Raw genomic sequence first — 24276 nt, 5'->3', positions numbered from 1 at the left:
CCCGCCAATGCGGGTGAATGGGAGGAAGACCATGACCAAGACCAAACTGACTGCCCTGATGGGCGCCAGCACGCTGGGACTGTTGCTGACGGCCAGTGCCGTCAATGCACAGCAATCCGGCTATCTGTCGTTCCTGATCGACAATGGCCCGCAATCGGTGGCAGTGGCCGAGGCCTGGGTGGCCGCCTATACCGCCAAGAACCCCGATGTCACCATCGATATCGAAGTGCGTCCGGGTGGCGGGGAAGGCGACAATATCGTCAAGACGCGCCTGGCCACCGGGGCGATGGCGGACGTGTTTTTCTACAATTCCGGTTCGCTGTTCCAGGCGATCAACCCGGTGCAGAACCTGCTGCCGCTGACCGACGAGCCTTTCCAGGCCAATGTGCAGGACAGCTTCAAGCTGGTGGTTTCGGCCGGAGGCGACGTCTATGGCGCGCCTTTCGCACCGGCCATGGGCGGCGGCATTCTCTACAATATCCCGATCTATGAAGAACTCGGGCTGGACATTCCCAAGACCTGGGACGAGTTCATGGCCAATAACGAGGCGATCAAGGCCGCGGGCAAGACGGCCGTGATCCAGACCTATGCCGACACCTGGTCGAGCCAGTTGTTCGTCCTGGCCGATTTCTACAATGTCATGGCCGAAGTGCCGGACTTTGCCGAGAAGTACACCGCCAACGAGGCCAAGTTCGCCACGACGCCGGCGGCGCTGCGCGGCTTCGAGAAGCTGCAGGAAGTCTTCGAAGGCGGCTATCTCAATGCCGATTTCGGCGCCGCGACCTATCCCGACGGCATCCGCATGGTGGCCACCGGCGAGGGCGCGCATTACCCGATGCTGACCTTCGGCATCGGCGCCATCGCCGAAACGGTTCCCGACCATATCCAGGATGTCGGCTTTTTCGCCCAGCCGGGCGACAGCGCCGACAGCAACGGGCTGACCACCTGGATGCCGGATTCGATCTATGTGGCCAAATCCACCGCCAGCCCGGACCTGGCCAAGGACTTCGTCGGCTTCGTCGCCAGCCCCGAAGGCTGCGATATCCGCAACGAGGCGGTGGGCGCGACCGGTCCCTACATGGTGGCGGGATGTGAACTGCCTGCCGACGTGCCGCCGGCCGTGGCCGACATGCTGCCCTATTTCGAGGCAGGCGGACAGAACGGCCCGGCGCTCGAATTCCTGTCGCCCGTCAAGGGGCCGGCGCTGGAGCAGATCACCGTGGAAGTCGGCTCGGGTATCCGCGATGCCGCCAGCGGCGCTGCGCTCTACGACGAGGACGTGCGCAAGCAGGCCCAGCAGCTTGGTCTTGCCGGCTGGTAGGCTCCGGCACGGGGCCTTCGGCTCCAGCCCTCCCTCCCCCTTGTGGGGAGGGTAGCGGCGCCAGGCCGAAGGCCTTGGCAAAGCTGGGGTGGGGGTTGCCGTTGGCATAGCGCCCTAGGCCACCCCCACCCTCATTCCCTCCCCACAAGGGGGAGGGAGGCGACAACGACGCCTTTGGAGCGCGAAACAGATGACGGCAATGGCTGCCAGTACCGGAAGAGGGGCAATAGCTGCCCAACCCCGCAAGCGCCGGTCGCCCTATTCGGGCTGGTTCTTCCTGCCGGCGGCCATCATCTATTCGGTGCTGTTCCTGGCGCCGACCTTTGCCTCGCTCTATTTCAGCCTGACGCGCTGGACGCTGTTCGACAGCGTGTTCATCGGGCTTGAGAATTTCGCGCAGTTCTTCCGCGAGCCATTCCTGATCCAGGGGCTGGTCAATACCGTCATCTATGCGGTGGTGACCTCGGGCCTGAAGGTGGTGATCGGCATGGCGCTGGCGCTGTTGTTGACCAGCCAGATCGTGGCGCGCGGCTATCTGCGGTCGGTGATCTTCTTTCCGGTGCTGGTCTCGACGGTGGGCGTGGGCATCACCTTTACGGTGCTGATGCATCCCACCCAGGGCATGATCAACCAGGGCCTGGCCATGATCGGCATTGCCGGGCCGGGCTGGCTGGTCGACCCCAAGCTCGCGCTCTATTCGGTGGCGCTGGTGGATGTGTGGAAGGGCGTGGGCCTGGCCACGGTCATCTATATTGCCGGGGTGGTCGCCATTCCCAAGGACTATTTCGAGGCCGCGCGCATCGACGGCGCCACCAAGTGGCAGAACTTCTGGTACGTGACGCTGCCGCTGATGCGGCCGGCGACGGCGACGGTGATCACCCTCAGCTTTATCGGCGGGTTGCGCACCTTCGATCTCATCTGGGCGATGACACGAGGTGGGCCGGGCTTTGCCTCCGACACGGTCGCCTCGGTGATCTACAAGCAGTATCAGGCCGGGTTCTACGGGCTGTCGACGGCGGGCAATGTGGTGCTGTTCGTGCTCATCGCGGTGCTGGTCGTGCCGCTGACCATGGTGCTCAACCGCAAGCAGGGTCACGAATGAAACCGCGCGCTTCGCTCATCGGCGGCGTGGCCGCCATCGCCGCCACATTCGTGGTCTTCGTCATCCCGTTCATTTTCATCGTGATGATGGCGTTCAAGGACCGCCAGCAATCGGCCCTGCGCGATTTCTCGTGGCCCGAAGGCTTCCACCTCTTCGACAATGTTCTGGAGGTGGTCAAAACCCGCAACTGGATGATGATCACCGCCTTCGTCAACTCCACCATCATCACGGTGGCCAGCGTGACGCTCCTGGTGATCTTCGCGGCCATGGTCGGTTACGTGCTGGCGCGGCGCAAGACGCGGTGGAACGGGTTGATCGAATTTCTCATCCTTGCCGGCCTCATGATCCCGCCGGCGGTGGTGCCGACGATCTGGCTGCTGCAGGGGCTCAAACTCTTCGGGACGCTGCATGGCATGATCCTGATCGAGGTGGCCTATAACCTGCCCTTTTCGATCATTCTCTATCGCGCCTTCATCGCCACCATTCCGCGCGAGCTGGACGAGGCGGCGATCATCGACGGGGCACGGCCGCTGGATGTGTTCTTCCGGATCATCCTGCCGCTGCTCTGGCCGGTGACGGTCACCAATATCGTGGTGCAGTCGGTCGGCATCTTCAACGACTTCACCAACCCGCTCTACTACCTGCCGGGCAATGCCAATGCGACGGTGCAGCTGACGCTCTACAATTTCCAGAGCCAGTTCAACACCGCCTACAACCTGCTCTTCACCAATATCCTGCTCATCACCATTCCGCCGCTGATCGTGTTCCTGTTCTTCAACCGACAGATCGTGGCCGGGATGACCGCGGGCGCCGTCAAGGGGTAACCACATGGCCGGACTTGAACTCAACGGACTGCACAAGAGCTATGGCGATGTGCCGGTCATCAAGGGCGTGGACCTCAGCATCGAGCACGGGGAATTCGTGGTGTTCGTCGGCCCCTCGGGTTGCGGCAAATCCACCCTGTTGCGGATGATCGCGGGGCTCGAGGACATTACCGGGGGCGAACTCAAGATCGGCGACCGGGTGGTCAATGCGGTCGAGCCGCGCGACCGGGGCATTGCCATGGTGTTCCAGAACTATGCGCTCTATCCGCATATGAGCGTTTACGACAATGTCGGCTTCGGTCTGAAGCTGGCGCGGACGCCAAAGGATGTGCGCGACCAAAAAATCCGCGAGGCGGCGCGCATCCTGCAGATGGAACACCTGCTCGAGCGCAAGCCGAGCCAACTGTCGGGCGGGCAGCGCCAGCGCGTGGCCATTGGCAGGGCCATCGTGCGCAAGCCGGAAGTGTTCCTGTTCGACGAGCCGCTTTCCAACCTCGATGCCGCGCTGCGCGTGGACATGCGGATGGAACTGAGCAAGCTGCACCAGGACCTGGGTGCGACCATGATCTATGTGACCCACGACCAGGTCGAGGCCATGACGCTGGCCGACAAGATCGTGGTGCTCAATGCCGGTGTGGTGCAGCAGGTGGGCAGCCCGATCGAACTCTACCAGCGACCGGCCAATCTGTTCGTTGCCGGTTTCATCGGCTCGCCGAAGATGAATTTCGTCGCGGTACGGGTCGAAAAGGTGGGCGAGGACAGCCTGACGGTTGCCAGCAAGGATATTGCGCCGCTGACCCTGCCGGCGGACACAAGTGGCATCGCGGTGGGCGACAGCGTGACCCTGGGCATCCGGCCGCATGAACTGGTGCAGGACAGCTCGGGCAGCATTGTGGGCAAGGTGCTGCTGGTCGAGCGGCTGGGCAACGAAACCATCGTCAATGTCGGCCTGCCCTCGGGCGCCTCATGGCTCGCCGTGCTCGACGGGGACCACAATCCGGCAGTGGGACAGAGCATTACGCTGTCGTTCGGGGCGGAGGCGGGGATCGTTTTTGACGGGGAAGGGGTGGCGCGTTCGCTCGCCACGGATGGTTAGCAGTTTTCACCCTTGAACTGAACCACCGACTTCATCGCCCCCTCTCCCCTCAGGGGAGCGGGATGGGGTGAGGGGTGAATGCCCATCAGCAGAAACACAAGTCTGAACCCCTCATCCGGCGCTTCGCGCCACCTTCTCCCCTCAGGGGAGAAGGGAAGGGCTCCGGCGTTTCAGTCCTATCGTGAAGTGGTCTAAAGGTTCTCCTGAAATGGTTTGGACGCGGTTGTCGTCGCGCCCCTCGCGGACTTGGGGCTCTTGCCTTCTGCGCGATCCCGGAGGCCAGAAGCACCCCCTCCCAGCTTTGCTACGGCCCGTTGGGCCGAGCGACGCTACCTCCCCCTTCAAGGGGGAGGTGAAGAGAGTGGATTGGGTTGTTCCCTGGCGCAAGGGGGCGATGGAGCCGGGTTGCCGCCGTGGCCATCAGGGTTCAGGGCAGGTTGCCGCCGCGGTGAGGACGATTTCGGTGCCGGCTTCCGCGCCGAGCACCTGGCAGGTGTCGTCTGCGCACAGGGTCCAGCCGCCATCGGTCATGCCGGATGCGGCCAGGCGCACTTCGCGCAGGGGCGGCACGGTTGGGGTATAGCGCCAGCCATCCTCGGACCAGATCGCGCCTTCGGGCGCCTCCATGCCGGCGCCGGGCCCTTCCACCATTGCCTCGACGATCTCGAGCCGGTCATCGCCGACGCGCCAGCTTTCCTGCCAGCGTGTGTGTTCGACCGAATGGCTCCAGCTCAGGGTGAAACTGGAGACGGCGAGGGCAGTGACCGCCCCCGCGCTGGCGATGCAGAGCATCAGGAGAGGGCCCCGGCCGGGGCCTGGCGGGCGCGCCACCAATGCTGGCCGATCAGGAGGACCGCAAGGGCAAAGCCGAGCTCGTCGGTCCAGGGTAGGGCCAGCATGAGCAGGCCACCGACGAGGAAGGCGGCGATGCGCTCGACCATATGGGCGGGCCGCACGAGAAAGCCGACAACGGCAACGCCCCACAGGGCAATGGCCAGGACCGTCTTGAGGACGATGTAGATCACCTCCACCGGATAGCCGAACTGGGCGGCGATGGCGCCACCATCCTGCAGCATCAGGGAGGGCGTATAGACCGCCATGAAGGGCACGATGAACCCGGCGGCCGCGAGTTTTGTGGCCTGGATTGAAATCTTCAGGCCCGAGGTCTTGGCCATGGGCGCGGCGGCGAAACAGGCCAGGGCCACGGGCGGGGTCAGATCGGCCATGATACCGAAATAGAACACGAACATGTGGCTGACGAGCAGCGGCACGCCCAGTTCGAGCAGGGCCGGACCGGCAAGCGAGGAGGTGATGATGTAGTTCGGAATGGTTGGAATGCCCATGCCCAGCACAAGGCAGGTCAGCATGGTCAGGACCAGCGAGAGGAAGAGATTGCTCTCGCCGATGGCGATGATGGCGCCGATGAAGGTCGAGGCAATGCCGGTGAGGGTCAGCGTGCCGATGACGATGCCGACAATGGCGCAGGCGATGCCCACGGGCAGGGCATTGCGGGCGCCTTCGGCCAGCGAATCCCGGACGATGAGCAGGGTTTCCTTGCCGCCTTTGACGAAGACGCAGGCGAGAACCAGCGCGCCGATGACGATGAAGAGCAGGTTGACGCCGTAGCGCAGGAAGGCGGCGGAGGCGAGGCCAAGCGCGACCCAGAAGGCATAGCGGAACGCGCGCGGGCCGATGGCAGCGGCCAGGGGCGTGCCCAGGATGAGCACGACGACCAGAGCCAGACCCATGGTGCCGGCAAAGATGGGCGTATAGCCGGCAAAGAGCAGATAGACGAGCGCGGCCAGGGGCAGGACCAGCGGCCAGTGATCGCGCACGGCGTGCCAGGGATTGGGCAATTCGGCCTTGTTCATGCCGCGCAGGCCCGCCTTGCCGGATTCCAGATGCACGACCCAGAAGCAGGTGGCGAAGTAGAGCGCGGCGGGAATGAGCGCGGCCAGGACGATGGCGCTATAGGGCACGTCCAGCGTTTCGGCCATGATGAAGGCCACCGCGCCCATGATCGGCGGCATGATCTGGCCACCCATGGATGAGGTTGCCTCCACACCGCCGGCAAAGGCGGAGCGGAAGCCGAACTTTTTCATCAGCGGAATGGTGAACTGGCCGCTGGCCACGACATTGGCGACGCCGGAGCCGGAAATCGTGCCCATGAGCGCCGAGGACAGGGTGCAGACCTGGGCCGGGCCGCCGCGCCAGCCGCCGACCAGGCCCAGGGCAAAGTCATTGAACAGGCGGATCATGCCGGCGCGCTCGAGGAAGGCGGCGAAGACCACGAAGATGAAGATATAGGCCGAGGAAACATAGATGGGCGTGCCATAGATGCCCTCGGTGCCGAAGCCGAAATGCTCGACGATCTGCTCGAAATCGTAGCCGCGGTGAATAAAGGGGCCGGGCATGTACTGGCCGAAGAAGCAATAGGCCAGGAAAATGCCGGCAATGATGGCCAGCGGCAGGCCCATCAAGCGTCGCGCCGCCTCGAAGGTCAGAACGATGGCGGTGGTGCCAACGACGAGATCGAGCTGGGTGAGGAAGGAACTGCGCTTGAGCAGGTCGGCGTAGAAAATCCAGTTGTAGAGGCCGGTGGCGAAGCCGAGCAGGCCCAGCGTCCAGAAGAAGACGCGGCCGGGCAGGGTCTTGGCGACAAGATTGCCGATGAGGCCGAAGCCGAGCAAAAGCAGGAAACCGACATGCATGGCGCGGACGACCTGGCTGGGCAAGGTGCCGTAGGCCGCGGTCCAGAGCTGAAACAGGGCGAAGACGATGGCGATGCCAAACGCGATCTTGCCCATGGTGCCCACGCCGAAGCCCGGCGGCAGGCCCTCGACCGACTCCTCGGCGCTATCATGCATCGGCGCCGCAGCGCCGCTCGTATTGCTCATCGTGATCCTCCCCAGGACAATTCTTAGTGTTGCCCGGGCGCGTGGCCCGGGCAACCGATCCAGTTCTTGGCTGGATTCATGCAGGGCCTATTAGAGCCTTTCTCGTTCTGATTGAATCAGAACGAGGGCTCTAAGTTGTTGCATGGTCACGTTTTCGAACCAGAAAAGTGGTGTCCACTTTTCTTGAAAACGCTCTAAAGCAGCCCGGCTTCCTTGTAGTAGCGCTCGGCGCCCGGATGCAGCGGGATGGCCAGGCCATCGATCGCCCCTTCGAGCGTGATGCCGCCGGCGGCCGCATGGGCAGCCTGGAGGCGTTCGAGGTTTTCGAAGATGAGCTTGGTCATCTGATAGGCGGTCTCGTCGCTGACGCCGGCATGGCTGACCAGCACATTGCCGATGGCGGCAGTGGGGACATCGGCGTCCTGGCCGTCATAGGTGCCGGCGGGGATCACCGAGGCCACATAGGGCGCGCCGATGCTGTCCACCACTTCGGCGGGAATGGCCACGATATTAATGTCCATGGTGGCCGAGAGGTCCTTGATGAAGGCGACGCCGAGGCCGGAGGACTGCAAAGTGGAGTCGAGCTGGCGGTTCTTGATGAGCTCGGCGCTTTCCGCATAGGGCAGGAACTCGACCTTGCTCATGTCGTCATAGCTCATGCCGGCGGCGGCGAAGATGGCACGGGCATTGAGCTCGGTGCCCGAGGCCGGGGCGCCCACCGAAATGGTGCGGCCCTTGAGTTCCTCGAGCGAGGTGATGCCGCTCTCGCCGCTGGCGACGATCTGCACATAGTTGGGGTAGATGGCGGCGATGGCGCGCAACTCGGTGAGGGGACCGGGGAAACCGGCTTCCTCGACACCATCCCAGCCGGCCTTGACCGAGTCACCCAGCGCAAAGGCCAGTTCGCCCTTGCCCTGCTGTAGCAGGTTGAGGTTTTCAACCGACGCCTTGGTCGACTGGACCTGGGTGCGGGCGCCGTCGATACCCTCGGCGTAGATTTCCGAGAGCGCGACGCCCAGCGGATAATAGACGCCGGACGTACCGCCGGTGAGGATGTTGATGAATTCCTGCGACTGGGCCGGGACCGTGACGCCCGCCAGCATGGATATACCGGCTGCCAGACCCGCCACATGGCGCGTGGAGATAAAGGACATGCTTATTCCTCCCTTGCATGCAAAGTGCCGCCACCTCCTCGTGGCGATCAGCACAGTATCAGCAAGGCCCGTGCCAAGTAGCAACCCTTGCAATATCAAGCCCTTAGCGATGACGGATTGGGCGGGTCTGGCGGAAATCCGCTTCGCCCGGCATTTGCTGGCGGAAATCCGCCAGGTCAGGAGGCGTGTTCGCGCAGGCCGTAGCGGGCGATTTTCTCGTTGAGGGTGCGCCGCGCCAGCCCCAGGCGGTCGGCGGCGAGGGCGGTGGACCCGCCGCTGTCGCGCAGGGCCTGAAGGATGGCGCCGGCCTCGAAATGCGCCACGCGCGCGGCAAGGGAATCGTCACCGCTCCGGGGAGCAGGATCGCCAGATGGCGGGGTGCGCAGGCCCAGCGCATTGCGTTCGGCCTCGGCCTTGAGTTCGCGGACATTGCCGGGCCAGCCGGCGCCGGTGAGCCGGTCGATATCGGCGCGGGACAGGTCGCGCGCGGGCAGGTTGAAGCGCTGTGCGGCTTCGGCGGCGAAGCGGGCATAGAGCAGCGGAATATCCTCGCGCCGGTCGCGCAGGGGCGGCACGGCGAGTTCGACAATGGCGAGGCGGAAATAAAGATCGGCGCGGAAGCGGCCGGCCTCGCTTTCGGCGCGCAGATCGACCTTGCTGGCGGCGATGAAGCGCACGTCGATGGGGCGGGTGGCATTGGTGCCGAGGGGCTCGACCAGCCGCTCCTGCAGCGCGCGCAGCACCTTGGCCTGGAGAGCGAGCGGCATGGATTCGATTTCATCCAGAAACACGGTGCCGCCGCGAGCGAACTCGAACTTGCCGACCCGATCGCCGATGGCGCCGGTGAACGCCCCCCGGGCATGGCCGAAAATTTCGCTCTCGAAGATGGATTCGGGGATGGCGGCGCAGTTGATGGCGACAAACTGGCCCTTGGCGCGTCCGCCCAGGTCATGCAGGGCGCGGGCAATGACCTCCTTGCCAGTGCCGGTTTCGCCGGTAATCAGCACGTCCACATCGACATCGGCAAGGTGTTCGATGGAATGGCGGAGTGCGGCAATGGCTGGCGACTGGCCGACCAGGCGCGTATCGAGGCCATTGCCGATGGCGGAATGGCGGAGCCGTTCGAGTTCGCGGCCCAGCCGCCGCCGCTCGATGGCACGATCGAGCACGGCCACCAGATGGTCGGCATCATAGGGCTTTTCGAGGAAGTCGTGGGCGCCGTTGCGCATGGCCTCGACGGCGAGGGTGACGTCGCCATGCCCGGTCAGCAGCACCACGGGGACTTCGGGGGCATGGTTGCGAAACCAGGCCAATACGTCGAGGCCGCTCATGGCGGGCATGCGCACATCGGTGACGACGCAATCGACGGTGCCTGGATCGAGCCGATCCAGCGCTTGAACGGCATCGGTGGATGCCGTCACCGAAAAGCCGGAAACGCCAAGCCACTCCTCTGCGGCGCGGCACAATTCGATTTCGTCGTCGAGAAACAGGATCGCGCCACGGGTCATGCGGGAATGAGTGTCCTGGGTGTGGCCGGGGCCAGATGCAGCGGCAGGGTCACGCGGGCGAGGGTGCCGCCTTCGGGCCGGGGCGTGAAGGTGAGCGTGCCGCCAAATTCCTCGAGCAGGGTCTTGGTGATGGACAGGCCCAGCCCCAGGCTTTCGCCAGTCGCCTTGGTGGTGAAGAAGGGCTCGAACAGGCGTTCGCGCACGGCTTCGGGCATGCCGGCGCCGGTATCGGCGATTTCGACCACGGCCAGTCCGTCGCGGCTGGCGGTGGTGATGTCGATGCGGCTATTGCCGGCCAGGGCCGTTGCCTCGACGGCATTGAGCAGGAGGTTGATGAACACCTGTTCGAGCCGGACGGCGTTGCCGGAGACCGGAGGCAGGGCGTCGCCGGCTTCGAGCGAAAGGGTGATGGCGGCCTCGCGGGCCTGCGGCTGGACAATCTCCAAAGCGGCCTCAAGCACAGCGGGCAGGCCGACCTTTTGCGGCGGTTCGGGTTCACGGCGGGAGGAGAAGGTGCGCAGGTGCTTGACCGTGCGCTGCATGCGCTTGAGCAAGGTCCGGGCCGAGCCGACGGTGCGGCTGACTTCTTCGCCGGAACCGCGCTTTGCATGCAGGTCGGCGGCGGCGAGGGTGTTGTCGAGCGCGGTCAGGGGCTGGCTGACCTCATGCACGATGGCGGCCGACATCCGCCCAAGGGCGGCGAGCTTGGCTGCGTGGATGAGGCTTTCCTGGGTGGCCCGCAATTCTGCGGTTCGCTCGGCGACGCGCCGTTCGAGCACGGCATTCTGCTCGAGTTTCAGGCGCGTGATCTGCCGGCGCTGCCAGAGCAAGGCAAGGACGGCAAACAGCACCAGGGTCACAAGGCCAGCCATGGCTCCGGTGAGGCGGGCCTCGCGCTCGACCGGCTCGATGGGAAGGGCGGAGAGCAGTTGCCAGCCGTCGGGCTCGATGGAGCGGGTGTCGAACAATAAGGTCTGCCCCTCATAGCGCAGGGTGTCGCTGGTATTGTCGCCAAAGGTCAGATCGAGTGGGGCGGTGCCGGCCAGGTCTATGCCGTCATAGCGGCGCTCATCGGCCAGGCGCGACAGGGTGGTGGGCGCCAGCGGGGACAGGGGCCGGTAAACCCAACCGGGCTCACCGGAGAGAAACACCACGCCATCCTGATCTGCCAGTCCGCTCATTTCGCCGGCCTGGGCCCAGATATTGGCGAGGGGCGCCATATCGACCTTGACCACGGCAACGCCAACCGTGCGCCCGGCCATTTCGATGCGGCTCGACAGGAAATAGCCCGGCTTGCCGGTGGTGACACCCACAGCATAGAAGCGCCCGCTGCCGGTCTGCATGGCGTCCTGGAAATAGGGGCGGAAGGCGTAGGAATGGCCGACAAAACTGCCCGGCTCGTTCCAGTTGCTGGCCGACAGGGTCATGCCCTGCGTATCGAGCACATAGAGCTCGTCGGCGCCGGCCATGCCGCGCACGGTCTGCAGATAGGCGTTGGCGGCGGCAATGGCTTCGGCGCTGTCGCTCCGGGCCAGCAGGCGCGTGATGCGTTCATCCTGCCCGATGACGCCGGGCAGGTAGCGGAAGCGCTCGATTTCGCTCTCGACCGAGCGCTGGCTGATGGTGAGCCGGTCCTGAACCTGGCGCACCAGTTCACCGCGCAGGCGCAGGCCGGACAGATGCCAGGCGCCGAGCGCGACGATCAGGACGGTTGCAACGGCCAGCACGGACAGCGCCACGCGCCGTCGCCGGATTGCCAGCATGGACACTTCTCCTCCCGGCCGGTTCCGGCCCTTGCCCGAAATTTGTCGCAGTCGCGGCCCGGTTGCAAGCCGGACGCCCCATCGGATCAGGGCCAGGCCGCGTAGGAGCCGCCATCCCGGGACTGGTTGATGGTGACATCCTGCCGGTACTGCCGGGGGGACCTGCCGATCAGGCGCTTGAAGAAACGGGAGAAATAGGCCGGATCGTCAAAACCGAGATAGGTGGAAATCTCGGCGATCTGCATGCCGGAATTTTCCAGCATCTGCCGGGCTTCCGCCGCCAGCCGCGCATGGATGAGCGCCAGCGGCGAACGGCCGGTGGCGCGCTGGACGGCGCTGGTCAGCCGGTCGACGCTGATGCCCAGGTGGCGGGCATAGTCGCCCACGCTCCAGTGGCCGCGCATCTGCTGGTCCACCATCTGCAGAAAATTGCTGACAATGGTGCGCGGAGCCGGACGGGCGGTGGTGCTGGCCATGTCTGACAGGCGCCAGAGCAGGATGGCGACAATGGCCAATTGGTGCCGAACCATGTCCTGCGCGCCGGACTGGCCGTGGCGCAGCTCGTCGGTCATCAAGGCCATGAGGGTCGCGAGCCGATTGGCAGCGTCCCGCTCGACCCGCGTGCCCAATTGCGGCCGGCTGGAGAGGCGCCGGACATCTTCGGCAATGGTGCCGGGCAAGGAGAGCTGTCCCATGGCCGCGCCCGAAATGGCCAACCAGCCGCCGCGCGCCCCGGCCATCAGGGTCACCTCGGCGGCCTGGCCGGCGGGAACCCAGATCAGCACGGGGGCCTGCAGGCTCGCCTGTTCCTCCCCGGTATTGATGTCGCCGGACCCCGAAATCAGCACGAGAAGGGCATTGGCTTCCACCGGCAAGGTCCAGCGGGCGGTATCGAGCGTGGTGGCAATGGTCTGGCCATCGAGCTCGCGCGCCAGGTCGAGCATTTGCCTCGGGCTTGCGATTGTGGCGGCGGTGGGCATGTTTAGCTCCAATTTCGCCTTAAAAGTACAAGTTTCTCCGCAAAAAGTCTATTCTGGTCCGGGGAACTTGCGGCTAGCGTGAGGTCAGTCGCCGGAGAAGGGCAGTCAAAGCCCCGGCGTTGTCGGCCCTCAAACGGGGGCCAGGAGGAGGAAGAGATGACCCTGTTTTCCCGCAGGTCCGCCCTGCGTGCCATTGGCCTTGCCGCGACCCTGCTTGCCGGGGTGAGCGCTACCGCAGCGTTTGCCCAGGATCGGACATCGATCAAGATCGGCTATGCGATCTCGAAAACCGGCGCCAATGCCGGCGGCGCCGGTATCACCACGCTGCCCAATTATCAGCTCTGGGTCCATGACGTGAATGAAGCCGGTGGCCTGGAACTGCCGGACGGCACGCGCCTGCCCATCGAAGTGATCGAATATGACGACCGCTCATCGTCCGAAGAAGTGGTGCGGGCTGTCGAACGCCTGGCGACGCAGGACGAGGTGGATTTCATCCTCGTGCCCTGGGGGACGGGGTTCAACCTGGCCGTGGCGCCGCTGTTCGACCGCTTCGGCTATCCGCAGCTGGCCGTGTCGGCGGTGACCGACAAGGCGCCCGAATTCGTCCAGCGCTGGAAGAAGAGCTTCTGGCTGCTCGGTGGCGGCCACGATTATACCGAGGCGCTGGCCAAGATCCTCGTCGAGCAGCGCGATGCCGGGACCATCAATGGCGAGGTTGCGGTGATTTCGGTGGCCGACGGCTTCGGCATCGACCTCATCAATGCGGCCCGCCAGTCCTTTGCCGATGCCGGCATCACCATGGCCTATGACGTGACCTATCCGGTGGGCACCACCGATTTCACCCCGATGCTGAACGAGGCGGCGGCCACGGGCGCGGACAGCTTCATCGCCTTCTCCTATCCGCCGGACACCTTTGCCCTGACCCAGCAGGCGCAGGTCGCCCAATACAATCCCAAAGTGCTTTATATGGGCGTGGGCGTCGGCTTTCCGGTCTATGCCGCCAATAATGGCGACAAGATCGAGGGCATCATGAGCCTGGGCGGCATCGATGTGACCAATGAAAAGGTCATGGACTATCGTGCCCGCCATGAGGAGTTCATCGGACAGGCTCCGGACTGGTGGGGCTCGGTGATCACCTATGCGAGCCTTGAAATGCTCCAGGAAGCCATCAAGCGCCGTGGCCTCGACCGCGAAGCTGTTTCCGAAGAGCTTTCGACCGGCACGTTCGAAACCGTGCTGGGCGAAACCAAGCTTGAAGACAACCAGCTGCGCCAGCTCTGGTTCGGCGGTCAGTGGCAGGACGGCAATTTCGTCGCCATCGCGCCGGCCGACCGGGAGGGCGCTTCGGCCCCCATCCTGCCAAAGGCACCCTGGCCGGCACAGTAAGCAAGAGGGTACCCCCACCCCAGCCCTCCCCCTGACAGGGGGAGGGAGCCGAGCCAGGGCAGGTCCTGGCCTGGTGGGCAGCGGGAGAAGGACGCAATGATCACGACCTTGATAACCGGGCTGGTGCTGGGCGGCACCTATGCGCTCATTGCCATGGGCCTGACCCTGCAATACGGCATTTCGCGCATCATGAACCTCGCCTATGGCGAGATCCTGATCTTTGCCGCCTTCGCCGCATTCCTGCTGTTCTCGACGCTGGGCATCAATCCGATCGTGGGATTGCTGCTGGTGCTGCCGGCGGCCTTTGCGTTCGGCTACGTGATCTATGGGGTGATGATGCAGCCGCTGGTGCGGCGCTCGGCCAAGAGCGGCACGCTGGAAGTGGATTCCATCCTCGCCACCTTCGGCCTGCTCTTCGTGATCCAGGGCGTGATGCTGGTCACCTTCGGGTCCAATTACACGAGCTACAATTTCCTCAATACCGGCATCAACGTGTTTGGCGCCAATGTCGCCGCCAACCGGCTGCTGGCCTTTGCGCTGGCCGTGATCATCGGCGCCAGCCTGTTCTATGTGCTGACCCGGACCCGCTGGGGCACGACGATCCGCGCCATTGCCGTCAATCCCAATGCAGCGCCGCTGGTCGGCATCGACGTCAACCGCACCGCGCGCTTTGCCTTTGCGCTGGGGACCATGCTGGCCGCCTCGGGCGGGGTGATGATCTCGATGTACCAGACGTTCAATGCCTCGATGGGCGTGGTCTTCACCATGAAGGCGCTGGTGATCGTCATCATGGGCGGGCTGGGCAATCTCATGGGCGCCCTGGTCGCGGGGCTGCTGCTCGGCGTGGTCGAGACACTGGTGGCCACCTATGTCGATCCGGGCCTGACGCTGGCCGCCACCTATGTCATTTTCCTTGCCGTGCTGCTGTGGAAGCCGGCGGGCCTGTTCGGAAAGGCGTCCGGCCGATGATCCGCGCCCTTGTTGCCACTGTTTTCATCCTGGCCGGCCTTGCGGCGCTGGCCTGGCTGCCGACGCAGCTCGGCGCCTATGGCGTGGGTCTGCTGCTGGGCATGACCGGCTATGTGGTGCTGGCCAGCGCCTGGGCGCTGTTTTCCGGACCGACGCGTTATGTGTCGCTGGCGACCGTGGCCTTCTTCGGTATCGGCGCCTATACGGTCGCGGTCCTGAGCGAAGTGCTGCCCTATTGGGCGGTGCTGCTGGTGGCGGCCGTGATCGGGCTGGGCGTGGCGCTGCTCGTGGGGCTGGCGACGCTGCGCCTGGCCGGGGTCTATTTCGTCATCTTCACCTTCGGGCTGGCCGAACTCATCCGCCAGCTCGTGACCTGGTACGAGGTCAATGTAACCGGCACGCTGGGACGCTATATCTTCCTGCCGATCACGCCGGAGCAGATCTATTGGCAATTGCTGGGGCTGGCGGCGCTGACCCTGGGCATCGGCTGGCTGATTTCGCGGTCGCGGCTGGGCCTGGCGCTCAAGGTGATCGGCGACGACGAAACCGTCGCGGCCCATACCGGCATCAACATTGCCGGGGTGAAGCTGGCGCTGTTCGCGGTGAGCGCGACGATCATCACCCTGGTCGGGGCCATCCAGGCACCGCGCTGGACCTATGTCGAGCCGGCCATCGTCTTCAATCCGACGATCTCTTTCCTGACCCTGATCATGGCGCTGCTGGGCGGGGCCAACCGGTTGTGGGGACCGGCGCTGGGCGCGATCCCGCTGTTCCTGTTGTTCGAATGGCTCAGCGCCAATTTCCCGAACCATTATTCGATCCTGCTCGGGCTGATGTTCATCGCCATCGTCTTCGTGGTGCCGCGCGGCGTGCTGGGCGGGGTGGAGGACCTGTGGAAACGCCTGGGACCCGCGGGCAAGGAGGCGGGACGATGAGCGCGCTTCTGGAAATCGGCGGCCTCAGGAAGCAGTTCGGCGGGCTGACGGCGGTCAATGATGTCAGTTTCTCGGTGGGCCAGGGGGAAACCGTGGCGCTGCTGGGGCCTAACGGGTCGGGCAAGACCACCGTGCTCAACATGATTTCGGGTGCCCTGGCGCCCACGGCCGGCCGCATCGTGCTGGGTGGCGACAATATTGCCGGGGCATCGCCGCATCGCATCGCCCACAAGGGCGTGGCGCGCACCTTCCAGCTGGTGCGGGTCCTGCCTTCGCTGACGGTGGCCGAAAACGTCATCGCCGCGCTGGCCTTCCGCCCGAACCATCTCTGGGGCGCTGCTGCCCGGGTGCGGGCCGAGGAGCTGCTGGCCGATGTGGGCCTTGCCGGGCGCGGCGGCGAGTTTGCCGGCGATCTCACCTATATCGACCAGAAGCGCATGGAACTGGCGCGCGCCTTGGCCGCCGAGCCCAGGCTGCTGCTGCTCGATGAATGGCTCTCGGGGCTCAACCCGACCGAGTTGCGGGTGGGCATCGATCTCATCACGGGCCTCGGCCAGCGCGGCATGACGGTGCTTCTGGTCGAGCACATCATGGAAGCGGTGCGGGCCCTGTGCGCGCGCACCGTGGTGATGAATGTCGGGACCAAGATCGCTGATGGACCCACAAGGGACGTGCTGGCCGATCCGGCCGTGGTCGCGGCCTATCTGGGAGACAGCCATGCTTGAGATCAGCACCCTATCCCTGCGCTACGGACGGCATCTGGCACTCAACGATGTTTCGCTGCGCATTGCCGAAGGCGAGACGGTGGTCATCCTGGGGGCCAATGGGGCGGGCAAGTCCTCGCTGCTCAAGGCCATTGCCGGGCTTGTCCGGCCCGAGGCCGGATCGGTGGTGGCGCTCGATGGACGCTCGCTCATTGGCATGAAGCCGCATCTGGTGCCCGAGGCGGGCATTGCGCTGGTGCCGGAAGGGCGCGGCGTGTTCGGCGACCTGACGGTGGCAGAAAACCTGCTGCTCGGGGCCAACCCGAAACGGGCGCGTGACGTCGAGACGGCGCGAACGGGGTTGATCTACGACCTCTTTCCGCGGCTCGGCGAGCGCAAGGGTCAGTTCGTGCGCACCATGTCGGGCGGCGAACAGCAGATGGTGGCCATCGGCCGGGCGCTGATGAGCAATCCGCAATATCTGATGCTGGACGAGCCAAGCCTCGGGCTGGCGCCCATCGTCGTGAGCGAGCTGTTCGGGGCCCTCGAAAGGGTCAAGCAGACGGGCGTGGGACTGCTGCTGGTTGAGCAGAATGTCTCGATCTCGCTGTCGATTTCGGACCGCGGCTACCTGATGGAAGCCGGCCGCATCATTGGTGAAAATTCCGCCGAGGCCCTCAAGACGGACCCGGCAGTGCAACAGGCATTTCTGGGCGGCGCCGCCGCCTGACGCATTCGGTTACAAAGGAGAAGGGCTATGGACCAACTGGGCCTGCTCATTGGCAATGAAGATCAGATGGCAAGCGGCGGGGCCGTGTTCGAGCGGATGAATCCGATCTCGGGTGCGGTGGCCACGCGTGCGGCAGCGGCTACGCCCGAGGACGCCCAGCGGGCCGCCGATGCGGCAGCTGCCGCCTTTCCGGCCTGGTCCAGAACGGCGCCCAAGGAGCGCCGGAAAATTCTGCTCAAGGCGGCCGACGTGCTGGAAGGCAAGGGCCCGCTCTTCGTCGAGGCCATGGGCGCCGAAATCGGTGCCACGGCTGGATGGGCCATGTTCAACGTGATGCTGGCCGCCGACATGCTGCGTGAGGCGGCAAGCCTGGTGACCCAGATCAAGGGCGAGATCGTGCCATCCAACCGGCCCGGATCGACCGCCATGGCGGTGCGCCAGCCAGCGGGGGTTGTGCTGGCCATGGCCCCCTGGAATGCCCCGGTCATTCTGGGTGTCCGCTCGCTGGCCACGCCGCTGGCCTGTGGCAATACCGTGGTGATGAAGACATCCGAGCTCTGCCCGCGCACGCACCGGCTGATCGTGGAGAGCCTGCTCGAAGCGGGTCTGCCCAAGGGTGCGCTCAATGCCGTTTCCAACGCGCCCCAGGATGCCAGCGAGATCGTTGAAACCCTTATTGCCCACCCGGCGGTGCGGCGGGTCAATTTCACCGGCTCGACGCGGGTCGGCCGGATCATCGGCGAGAAGGCGGGCCGCCATCTCAAGCCGGCCCTGCTGGAGCTGGGCGGCAAGGCTCCGTTCATCGTGCTCGACGATGCCGATCTCGACGAGGCGGTGGCCGCTGCGGCCTTTGGCGCCTATATGAACCAGGGGCAGATCTGCATGTCGACCGAGCGCATCGTGGTGCTCCAGGATGTTGCCGATGCCTTTGTCGAGAAGCTGGCGGCCAAGGCGAAGACGCTGGTCGCTGGTGACCCGACCAAGGGCCAGACACCGCTTGGGTCGGTGGTCGATGCCAGCGCCGCGCAACGCCTGGCGCAGCTGGTCAAGGACGCGACCAGCAAGGGCGCGGTCCTGTGCGCCGGGGGCAAGATCGAGGGCACGCTGGTAGATGCGACGCTGCTCGACAAGGTCACGCCATCCATGCGGATCTACGGGGAAGAGTCCTTTGGCCCGGTGGTGACCGTGGTCCGTGTCGGCAGCGTCGACGAGGCGGTGCGGGTGGCCAATGATACCGAATACGGGCTGTCGGCGGCAGTGTTCGGCCGGGACGTCAACCGGGCGCTGGCGGTGGCGCGTCGCATCGAGAGCGGCATCTGCCACGTCAATGGACCGACCGTGCATGACGAGGCGCAGATGCCGTTCGGCGGCGTCAAGGCTTCCGGCTATGGCCGTTTCGGCGGCAATTGGGGCATTGCCGAATTTACCGAACTGCGCTGGGTGACGGTGCAGGACGGCCCCATCCATTACCCGATCTGACCCATGGGCCTGCTCGAGGGGAAGGTCTGCGTCGTCACCGGCGGCGCGGGATCGCTGGGCCTTGCAGCGGCAAGGCTGATGCTGGCGGAGGGTGCCCATGTGGTGCTCTCCGACCGCGATGAGGCCGCATTGGACGCGGCTGCGGCGGGGCTGGCCAGTGAAAGGGTGCTGGCCATTGGCTGCGATGTGTCGGTTGCGGCACAGGTGGCCCGGCTCGCCGGGCGGGCCGTCGAGCGCTTCGGCGCGATCGACGTGGTGTTTTCCAATGCCGGCAATTTCGGCATGGTGGCGCCGATTGCCGATTATCCGGAAGACGTTTTCGAGGCCGTGCACGCCGTGCATGTGCGGGGGGCGTTTCTCGTCGCCAAATACATGACCCCGCACATGCGGGCCGGGGGCAGTTTTGTCATCACTTCAAGCGTTGCCGCCACGCGGGGCGATCCGGGCGTTTACGCCTATATCACTGCCAAGCACGCGCAAGTGGGGCTGATGCGGTGCCTCGCCAAGGAACTGGCGCCGCGCGGCATCAGGGTCAATGCCATTCACCCGGGGCCCATCGACAATGCGTTCCAGTTCGATGTCGAGCGGGGACTGGGGGCTGAAATCGGGCGGGATGGCACGGCGTTTTTCAACGAGATGATCCCGATGGGACGGCATGGCACGGCCGATGAAATCGCCCGTGCGGTTCTGTTCCTGGCCTCGGATCAATCCAGCTTTACCACCGGGGCCATGCTGATGGCCGATGGCGGCATGAGCGCGTGAGGCAGGGTCCTTCGACAGGCTCAGAGCCTGCCCCCGTGAAGGCGGGGGATGAGGTCTGCTCTTTGCCCCCGATGAGGGGGTGGCTCTGAAACGGAGGTTCCCGCTTTCGCGGGAATGACCTGGTGGGTGGGCCGGGTGAGCCAGGGGGCTAACCAGAGGAGACCTCATGGTGAGCTTGTCGAACCACGAGGTCGAGCGGGTGGAGGCTCTGGTGCCACGACCTCGTCCTTCGACGGGCTCAGAGCCTGCCCCCGTGAAGACGGGGGATGAGGTCTGCTGCTGGATTCATCTAAACAGCGAATTGACGTAGTCGGCGCCGATGCCGACCTTGTCATAGTGCGCGCGGCACATGGCGATGTAGTTGTGAACGTCGAAAAAGCCGTCCGGCTCTCCATTCTCGTCCAGCCAGATGAGCGGGCCGGTGACGGTGAAGAAGACCCTCATCGGCTCCTCGTGCTCATAGGCAACGAGGGTGTGACCCTCGCCCGGGGTTTCATAGACGAAATCTCCCTTGGTGGCGGTCCAGTCGTGTTCGAGATAGCCCCATTTGCCCGACAGGGTCAGGGCGAAGACTTCGTGGGGGTGATAGTGCCGGTTCACGAGCCCGGCTTTGCTGGCCATGAGGATGTCGCACCACTTGTTCTGGGTGGGCGAGATCCACAGGGGGCGGGATGAGACTGTTTCGGTGAAGGGCACATAATAGCGCTCGTCCTCGGTGGGTGCATCCGCCAGGTACACCTCGGGCAGGGCGTCGGGCTGGAAGACCTTGGTGATGGGCTTCAGATCTTTCCAGAATTCGGTGCTGGCTGTTTCGGGCACGGGGTTCTCCCTTCAGTTGCGCATGGTTATGTCGAGCAGGGCCAGGCCCCGCTTGCTGGCGATATGGTCCAGAGCTTCGGGCAGGGCCTCGGCGAGGTCAGCGGCGTTGGCAACCTGGCGCGCGAAGGCCCGGCTGGCCCTGGCCACCTGGACATAGTCCGGGCTGGGGCTGAGGCCGGTCAGGGGCATGCGGTTGGCCTTGGCAGCGTAGCCATCGGGGTAGATGTCGAGCACGGAATGACGCACGGCGGCCCATTCGGCATTGTTCATCACCAGGACCAGGACCGGCAGGTCGAGCGCCTCGGCGATCTGGTGGCAAACGACAGGATTGGAAAACATGTAGGAGCCATCGCCCATGCTGGCGACCACCAGCCGGTCGCGGTCGGCCAGTTGCATGCCCAGGGCGGCCGGGAAGGACCAGCCCAGCCCGCCGGCATGAGGTTCCTGATACCAGGCATGGACATGGTCGAGCGTCATCGGCGGCATGGGGCAGCCGCGCTCGGATAGCAGCACCGCGTTGCGCCCGGCAATGGCCTCCGAGACTTTCAGGGCGACAAAATCGGCACTCATCACGCCGTCTCCGCCGGCCCGGGCGCGATCGAGCACGGCCTGGCGCGCGGCGGTGTTGCGGGCCTCGATAAGGCTGCGGCGCTCGTCCGCTCTGGTGCCGGGGCTTTGCGTCGCCAGCGCTCTTGCCAGCGCGAGGATAGCGTCGGGGACTTCGCCGGCTATGGATATGTCGGAGCGGAAATTACGCACCGGTATGCGGGCCTTGAGCGGGTCGGGTCCGACCTGGACGATGCAGGCTTCGGGGCGCGGGGCGTGTGCCTGTTGCGACCAGGGGGCCAGCGCATCGAGCACGATCACCAGGTCCGCCTGTTCGAGCAGCCAGGCCGGGTCGCCGCCGGCATGCATGGGGTGATCGGTGGGCAGGGCCAGTTGCACGGCCCAGTACTGGCAGACGGGAATGGCCCATTGGCTCGCAAGGGTTGAGAGCGCGTCAAAGGCCTCGGCGCTGCCGGTGCCATGCTGGGCGAAGATTACCGGAAAGCGTGCATCGGCGATGCGGGCGGCAAGATCGGCGATGAGACCGGTATCAACCGTGATGCGGGCCGGCTGCATGGTGAGGGGCGCGTCTATGCCCCGGCCGCCAAACGGTTCGCACAGGACTTCGCGGGGCAGGGCGGCATAAACCGGCCCCTTTGGCGATGAATTGGCGATGGCATGGGCGCGGTCGACAAGGTCGCAGACCTGTTCGGGGAAGCGCAGCTCATAGTCCCACTTGGCGGCCTCCCGGACCAGAGCTGTCTGGTCACGCATTTCCTGACCCCAGCCGATGGGGACGGTGCGGGAGCCGAGCCGGCCCTGCTCGGTCGTGGGCGTGCGGCCGGAAAACAGCAGCACCGGGATGTTCTCGACTGCGGCATTGATGGCGCCGATGGAGCAGTTGGCCAGGCCCACATTGGTATGGGCCATGACGGCCTGCGAACGGCCGGTGGCGAGGTAATAACCGTGGGCCATGGCCATGGCCGCGCTTTCGTGCGGGATCACCAGGGCCTGGGGCAGGGGGACGGACTTGGCGGCCGCTTCGGCCAGGCCCTCGATGATGGGGGGAAAGTCGGTGCCCGAATTGGCGAAGATGTAGTCGACGCCGATGGCCTTGAGCCGGGCGAGCAGCGCGCCGCCGGCGGTGAGTGTTGTGAGCGCTTCGATTTTCATTTATCTATATTTGGAATGGTAGATTCCATAAAAGCGTGTTCTGCGGAACGGATTGAGTCAATGGCTCCGCGGAAACTGAGATAAGTCACGTAAATTCATAGGTTTATGCGTTGACACGCGCGGTGCGCGGGGTGCTCCCGAGCGCGAGATGTCGGACAGACGTGGGAGCCGCCGATGAAACTCCTCTATTATTGAGAACGGACGCCATGGCGCAGCAGCTCAACAATTCGGTGGCACGGGCCTTTGCCATTCTCAAACTGCTCGGCCGGGGCCGCGCGCGGATCAGCGTTGCCGAGGTCTGCCGCGAACTCGGGCTCAATGCGGTCACCGCCCATCGCTTCATCAAGACGCTCGAAACCGAGGGGGCGCTGGTCCAGACCGGCAAGGGCAGTTACCGGCTCGGCTACATGCTGGTCGACCTGGGCGACCGGGCGCTTGAACAGGACCGGTTGGGCGCCCTGATGCAGCCGGTGCTGGACGAGATCACCGCGGACCTGCGCGAGGCCAGCATGGCGACCATCTACCAGGCGGGGATGGTGGTCTGCATTGCCCGGGCCATGCCGCAGCGCAGCCTTTCCGTGGATATCAGGGTGGGAGACCGGCTCGAGGCCTATTGCACCGCCCATGGCAAGACCTGGCTGGCGCATCTTTCGGCCCGCGAGCGGGAGAAATATTTGCAATCGGTGGAGATGGAGGCGCTGACTGCTCGCACCATCGTCAAACGGCCGGAACTGGCCGAGGAAATCGAGCGCACCGCCCAGCGGGGCTATGCCTATAATCTGGGAGAGCGCGAGGAGGGGATCGCGGCCATTGCCATGCCGGTGCGCACCGAGGCGGGCCGGATGGTGGCCGGCCTATCCGTTTTCGGGCCGGCATCGCGCATCGATCGGGCCGCGCTGGACCGCTTCCGCCTGCGGCTGGACAAGGCGGTCCGTGATGCCGAACTGCTGGTCTATGGGCGCGGCGCCGGCGCGTGAGGCCGGCGCCGCTCCAAGTTGGTCAGACCTCGCCCCAGATGGTTTCGGCAGTCTTGACCACGAGGTCGAGCTTGCGGCGCTGCTCGTCCATGGTGAGGTCATTGCCTTCCTCGGTCGAGGCGAAGCCGCATTGCGGGGCGATGCCGAGCTGGCCGAGATCGGTATATTTGCCGGCCGCGTCGAACTTGCGCCTCAGATCGTCGAGGTCTTCGAGCGCGGCCGTCTTGGTGGTGATGAAGCCGGGCAGCACCCGCTTGTTGCCCTTGGGCAGGAGGCGGAGCGGTTCGAGCCCACCGGCGCGGTCGGTGTCGTATTCCATGAAGTAGATATCGACATCGGTCTGGTTGAAGATCGCATCGGCCGCCGGGTCATAGGCGCCCTCGGCCACCCAGGTCGATTTGAAATTGCCCCGGCACATATGCATGCCGATCAGCATGTCGTCGGGGCGGTCGGCGATGGCGTCATGCATCATCTTGGCGTAGCGCCCGATCAGCCAATCAGGGTCTTCGCCCTTTTCCTTGCGCTCGGCGCGAATTTTCGGATCGCAGAGATAGGCAAAGAAGATGTCGTCCATCTGCAGATAGCGGCAGCCGGCATCGTAGAACGCCTTGACCGCGTCCTTGTAGGTGGCGGTGATGGCCTCGAAATAGGCTTCGGCATCATGCTTGTATTCGGCCACGGCGATATCGTCGTCGGCAATGCGGAAGTGAATGGCGCTGGGACCCGGAATGGAGATTTTCGGCGTCACCTTGGTATTGGCGGCCACGAACTTGTAGTGCTCGAGCATGGGATGGTCCGCCGGGAAGCTCAGCCTGTCGCTGATCACCGGCACATCCTGCTTGGTATGGACGCCGTGGAACTGGATGCCGCCGCCGTCGCGCTGAATGATGTCGAGGCCGTTGAGCATGCCCATGAAGTCGAAATGCCACCAGGCGCGGCGGAATTCGCCATCGGTCACGGCCTTGAGGCCCGCATCTTCCTGCATGCGAATGACGGTGCGGATGGCATCATCCTCAATTGCATGCAGTTCTTCGGCGGAAATGGACTTGTCGTCCAGATAGGCCTTTCTCGCCTTCTTGATGGAATCGGGGCGCAGGAAACTGCCCACGACATCGGCGCGGTAGGGGGGCTTGGGCACGGACATGGAGAAC

General features: G+C 64.9%; 21 protein-coding genes. 12 read left to right on the top strand and 9 right to left on the bottom strand.

Features of this window, described 5'->3' with window-relative positions; translation table 11 throughout:
• Positions 1–31: 31 nt before the first annotated feature.
• The 4 genes from KIT02_RS08745 (at position 32) to ugpC (ending at position 4343) form a co-directional block, all read left to right on the top strand.
• Positions 32–1321 (top strand): extracellular solute-binding protein, encoded by a 1290-nt coding sequence (locus KIT02_RS08745; protein WP_297576961.1) that lies wholly within the window; start codon positions 32–34, stop codon positions 1319–1321.
• A gap of 199 nt (positions 1322–1520) precedes the next feature.
• Positions 1521–2423, top strand: a complete 903-nt coding sequence (locus KIT02_RS08740; protein ID WP_297576959.1) for a sugar ABC transporter permease — start codon at positions 1521–1523, stop codon at positions 2421–2423.
• Positions 2420–3247: a carbohydrate ABC transporter permease gene (locus tag KIT02_RS08735; protein WP_297576957.1), complete on the top strand. Its 828-nt coding sequence runs from the start codon at positions 2420–2422 to the stop codon at positions 3245–3247. The genes KIT02_RS08740 and KIT02_RS08735 overlap by 4 nt, the downstream gene beginning before the upstream one ends.
• Positions 3248–3251: 4 nt before the next feature.
• Complete coding sequence (ugpC, locus tag KIT02_RS08730) at positions 3252–4343, top strand: sn-glycerol-3-phosphate ABC transporter ATP-binding protein UgpC (RefSeq protein WP_297576955.1); 1092 nt, start codon at positions 3252–3254, stop codon at positions 4341–4343.
• Positions 4344–4763: 420 nt separating this feature from the next.
• On the opposite strand, the gene KIT02_RS08725 is transcribed toward ugpC, so the two are convergent.
• The 6 genes from KIT02_RS08725 to KIT02_RS08700 form a co-directional block, all read right to left on the bottom strand.
• Positions 4764–5135, bottom strand: a complete 372-nt coding sequence (locus tag KIT02_RS08725) for a DUF1850 domain-containing protein (RefSeq protein WP_366520532.1) — start codon at positions 5133–5135, stop codon at positions 4764–4766.
• Positions 5135–7240: a TRAP transporter permease gene (locus tag KIT02_RS08720; protein WP_297576952.1), complete on the bottom strand. Its 2106-nt coding sequence runs from the start codon at positions 7238–7240 to the stop codon at positions 5135–5137. The genes KIT02_RS08725 and KIT02_RS08720 overlap by 1 nt, the downstream gene beginning before the upstream one ends.
• Before the next feature lie 194 nt (positions 7241–7434).
• Positions 7435–8394, bottom strand: a complete 960-nt coding sequence (locus tag KIT02_RS08715; RefSeq protein ID WP_297576950.1) for a TAXI family TRAP transporter solute-binding subunit — start codon at positions 8392–8394, stop codon at positions 7435–7437.
• A 176-nt stretch (positions 8395–8570) separates the two neighbouring features.
• The gene (locus KIT02_RS08710) at positions 8571–9902 is read right to left on the bottom strand and encodes a sigma-54 dependent transcriptional regulator (RefSeq protein WP_297585057.1); all 1332 of its coding nucleotides are present in this window, start codon (positions 9900–9902) and stop codon (positions 8571–8573) included.
• Positions 9899–11665 (bottom strand): ATP-binding protein, encoded by a 1767-nt coding sequence (locus KIT02_RS08705; protein WP_297585054.1) that lies wholly within the window; start codon positions 11663–11665, stop codon positions 9899–9901. The genes KIT02_RS08710 and KIT02_RS08705 overlap by 4 nt, the downstream gene beginning before the upstream one ends.
• A gap of 86 nt (positions 11666–11751) precedes the next feature.
• On the bottom strand, positions 11752–12645 hold the full coding sequence (locus KIT02_RS08700; protein WP_297585051.1) for a helix-turn-helix domain-containing protein: 894 nt from the start codon (positions 12643–12645) through the stop codon (positions 11752–11754).
• A gap of 156 nt (positions 12646–12801) precedes the next feature.
• On the opposite strand from KIT02_RS08700, the gene KIT02_RS08695 reads away from it, so the two are divergent.
• The 7 genes from KIT02_RS08695 (at position 12802) to KIT02_RS08665 (ending at position 19610) form a co-directional block, all read left to right on the top strand.
• Entirely contained in the window at positions 12802–14031 is a 1230-nt protein-coding gene (locus KIT02_RS08695; RefSeq protein ID WP_297585048.1) for an amino acid ABC transporter substrate-binding protein, read from the top strand.
• A gap of 96 nt (positions 14032–14127) precedes the next feature.
• A complete protein-coding gene (locus KIT02_RS08690) occupies positions 14128–15000 on the top strand; it encodes a branched-chain amino acid ABC transporter permease (protein WP_297585046.1) in 873 nt (290 codons plus the stop codon).
• Positions 14997–15935, top strand: coding sequence for a branched-chain amino acid ABC transporter permease (locus KIT02_RS08685; RefSeq protein WP_297585043.1), 939 nt, complete (start codon positions 14997–14999; stop codon positions 15933–15935). The genes KIT02_RS08690 and KIT02_RS08685 overlap by 4 nt, the downstream gene beginning before the upstream one ends.
• A complete protein-coding gene (locus KIT02_RS08680; RefSeq protein ID WP_297585040.1) occupies positions 15932–16660 on the top strand; it encodes an ABC transporter ATP-binding protein in 729 nt (242 codons plus the stop codon). Before KIT02_RS08685 ends, KIT02_RS08680 begins: the two co-directional genes overlap by 4 nt.
• Complete coding sequence (locus KIT02_RS08675; RefSeq protein WP_297585037.1) at positions 16653–17369, top strand: ABC transporter ATP-binding protein; 717 nt, start codon at positions 16653–16655, stop codon at positions 17367–17369. Before KIT02_RS08680 ends, KIT02_RS08675 begins: the two co-directional genes overlap by 8 nt.
• Positions 17370–17396: 27 nt before the next feature.
• Positions 17397–18848: an aldehyde dehydrogenase gene (locus KIT02_RS08670; protein ID WP_297585035.1), complete on the top strand. Its 1452-nt coding sequence runs from the start codon at positions 17397–17399 to the stop codon at positions 18846–18848.
• Positions 18849–18851: 3 nt separating this feature from the next.
• A complete protein-coding gene (locus KIT02_RS08665; RefSeq protein WP_297585032.1) occupies positions 18852–19610 on the top strand; it encodes an SDR family NAD(P)-dependent oxidoreductase in 759 nt (252 codons plus the stop codon).
• Positions 19611–19895: 285 nt separating this feature from the next.
• On the opposite strand, the gene KIT02_RS08660 is transcribed toward KIT02_RS08665, so the two are convergent.
• Together KIT02_RS08660 and KIT02_RS08655 are read right to left on the bottom strand one after the other, a co-directional pair.
• A complete protein-coding gene (locus KIT02_RS08660) occupies positions 19896–20429 on the bottom strand; it encodes a 2,4'-dihydroxyacetophenone dioxygenase family protein (RefSeq protein WP_297585028.1) in 534 nt (177 codons plus the stop codon).
• Between the two features lie 12 nt (positions 20430–20441).
• Positions 20442–22148 carry a thiamine pyrophosphate-requiring protein gene (locus KIT02_RS08655; RefSeq protein ID WP_297585026.1) on the bottom strand — a complete coding sequence of 569 codons (1707 nt, stop codon included), beginning with the start codon at positions 22146–22148 and terminating at the stop codon, positions 20442–20444.
• A gap of 206 nt (positions 22149–22354) precedes the next feature.
• Between KIT02_RS08655 and KIT02_RS08650 the strand changes: the two genes are divergently transcribed.
• Positions 22355–23125: an IclR family transcriptional regulator gene (locus tag KIT02_RS08650; RefSeq protein WP_297585023.1), complete on the top strand. Its 771-nt coding sequence runs from the start codon at positions 22355–22357 to the stop codon at positions 23123–23125.
• Between the two features lie 22 nt (positions 23126–23147).
• On the opposite strand, the gene KIT02_RS08645 is transcribed toward KIT02_RS08650, so the two are convergent.
• The gene (locus KIT02_RS08645; RefSeq protein WP_297585021.1) at positions 23148–24269 is read right to left on the bottom strand and encodes a 5-methyltetrahydropteroyltriglutamate--homocysteine S-methyltransferase; all 1122 of its coding nucleotides are present in this window, start codon (positions 24267–24269) and stop codon (positions 23148–23150) included.
• Positions 24270–24276 lie beyond the last annotated feature (7 nt).

The sequence above is a fragment of the Devosia sp. genome (assembly GCF_025809055.1).
Taxonomy (GTDB): domain Bacteria; phylum Pseudomonadota; class Alphaproteobacteria; order Rhizobiales; family Devosiaceae; genus Devosia.
This window is presented reverse-complemented; position numbering and strand designations above follow the sequence as displayed.

What these genes read in the sequence shown, in the direction of transcription:
- KIT02_RS08675 (WP_297585037.1), top strand. Translation starts at nt 16,653, where the DNA reads ATGCTTGAGATCAGCACCCTATCCCTGCGCTACGGACGGCATCTGGCA.
- KIT02_RS08665 (WP_297585032.1), top strand. Translation starts at nt 18,852, where the DNA reads ATGGGCCTGCTCGAGGGGAAGGTCTGCGTCGTCACCGGCGGCGCGGGA.
- KIT02_RS08745 (WP_297576961.1), top strand. Translation starts at nt 32, where the DNA reads ATGACCAAGACCAAACTGACTGCCCTGATGGGCGCCAGCACGCTGGGA.
- KIT02_RS08700 (WP_297585051.1), bottom strand. Translation starts at nt 12,645, where the DNA reads ATGCCCACCGCCGCCACAATCGCAAGCCCGAGGCAAATGCTCGACCTG.
- KIT02_RS08710 (WP_297585057.1), bottom strand. Translation starts at nt 9,902, where the DNA reads ATGACCCGTGGCGCGATCCTGTTTCTCGACGACGAAATCGAATTGTGC.
- KIT02_RS08705 (WP_297585054.1), bottom strand. Translation starts at nt 11,665, where the DNA reads ATGCTGGCAATCCGGCGACGGCGCGTGGCGCTGTCCGTGCTGGCCGTT.
- KIT02_RS08735 (WP_297576957.1), top strand. Translation starts at nt 2,420, where the DNA reads ATGAAACCGCGCGCTTCGCTCATCGGCGGCGTGGCCGCCATCGCCGCC.
- KIT02_RS08740 (WP_297576959.1), top strand. Translation starts at nt 1,521, where the DNA reads ATGGCTGCCAGTACCGGAAGAGGGGCAATAGCTGCCCAACCCCGCAAG.
- KIT02_RS08720 (WP_297576952.1), bottom strand. Translation starts at nt 7,240, where the DNA reads ATGAGCAATACGAGCGGCGCTGCGGCGCCGATGCATGATAGCGCCGAG.
- KIT02_RS08670 (WP_297585035.1), top strand. Translation starts at nt 17,397, where the DNA reads ATGGACCAACTGGGCCTGCTCATTGGCAATGAAGATCAGATGGCAAGC.
- KIT02_RS08725 (WP_366520532.1), bottom strand. Translation starts at nt 5,135, where the DNA reads ATGCTCTGCATCGCCAGCGCGGGGGCGGTCACTGCCCTCGCCGTCTCC.
- KIT02_RS08645 (WP_297585021.1), bottom strand. Translation starts at nt 24,269, where the DNA reads ATGTCCGTGCCCAAGCCCCCCTACCGCGCCGATGTCGTGGGCAGTTTC.
- KIT02_RS08655 (WP_297585026.1), bottom strand. Translation starts at nt 22,148, where the DNA reads ATGAAAATCGAAGCGCTCACAACACTCACCGCCGGCGGCGCGCTGCTC.
- KIT02_RS08685 (WP_297585043.1), top strand. Translation starts at nt 14,997, where the DNA reads ATGATCCGCGCCCTTGTTGCCACTGTTTTCATCCTGGCCGGCCTTGCG.
- KIT02_RS08690 (WP_297585046.1), top strand. Translation starts at nt 14,128, where the DNA reads ATGATCACGACCTTGATAACCGGGCTGGTGCTGGGCGGCACCTATGCG.
- KIT02_RS08680 (WP_297585040.1), top strand. Translation starts at nt 15,932, where the DNA reads ATGAGCGCGCTTCTGGAAATCGGCGGCCTCAGGAAGCAGTTCGGCGGG.
- KIT02_RS08650 (WP_297585023.1), top strand. Translation starts at nt 22,355, where the DNA reads ATGGCGCAGCAGCTCAACAATTCGGTGGCACGGGCCTTTGCCATTCTC.
- KIT02_RS08695 (WP_297585048.1), top strand. Translation starts at nt 12,802, where the DNA reads ATGACCCTGTTTTCCCGCAGGTCCGCCCTGCGTGCCATTGGCCTTGCC.
- KIT02_RS08715 (WP_297576950.1), bottom strand. Translation starts at nt 8,394, where the DNA reads ATGTCCTTTATCTCCACGCGCCATGTGGCGGGTCTGGCAGCCGGTATA.
- ugpC (WP_297576955.1), top strand. Translation starts at nt 3,252, where the DNA reads ATGGCCGGACTTGAACTCAACGGACTGCACAAGAGCTATGGCGATGTG.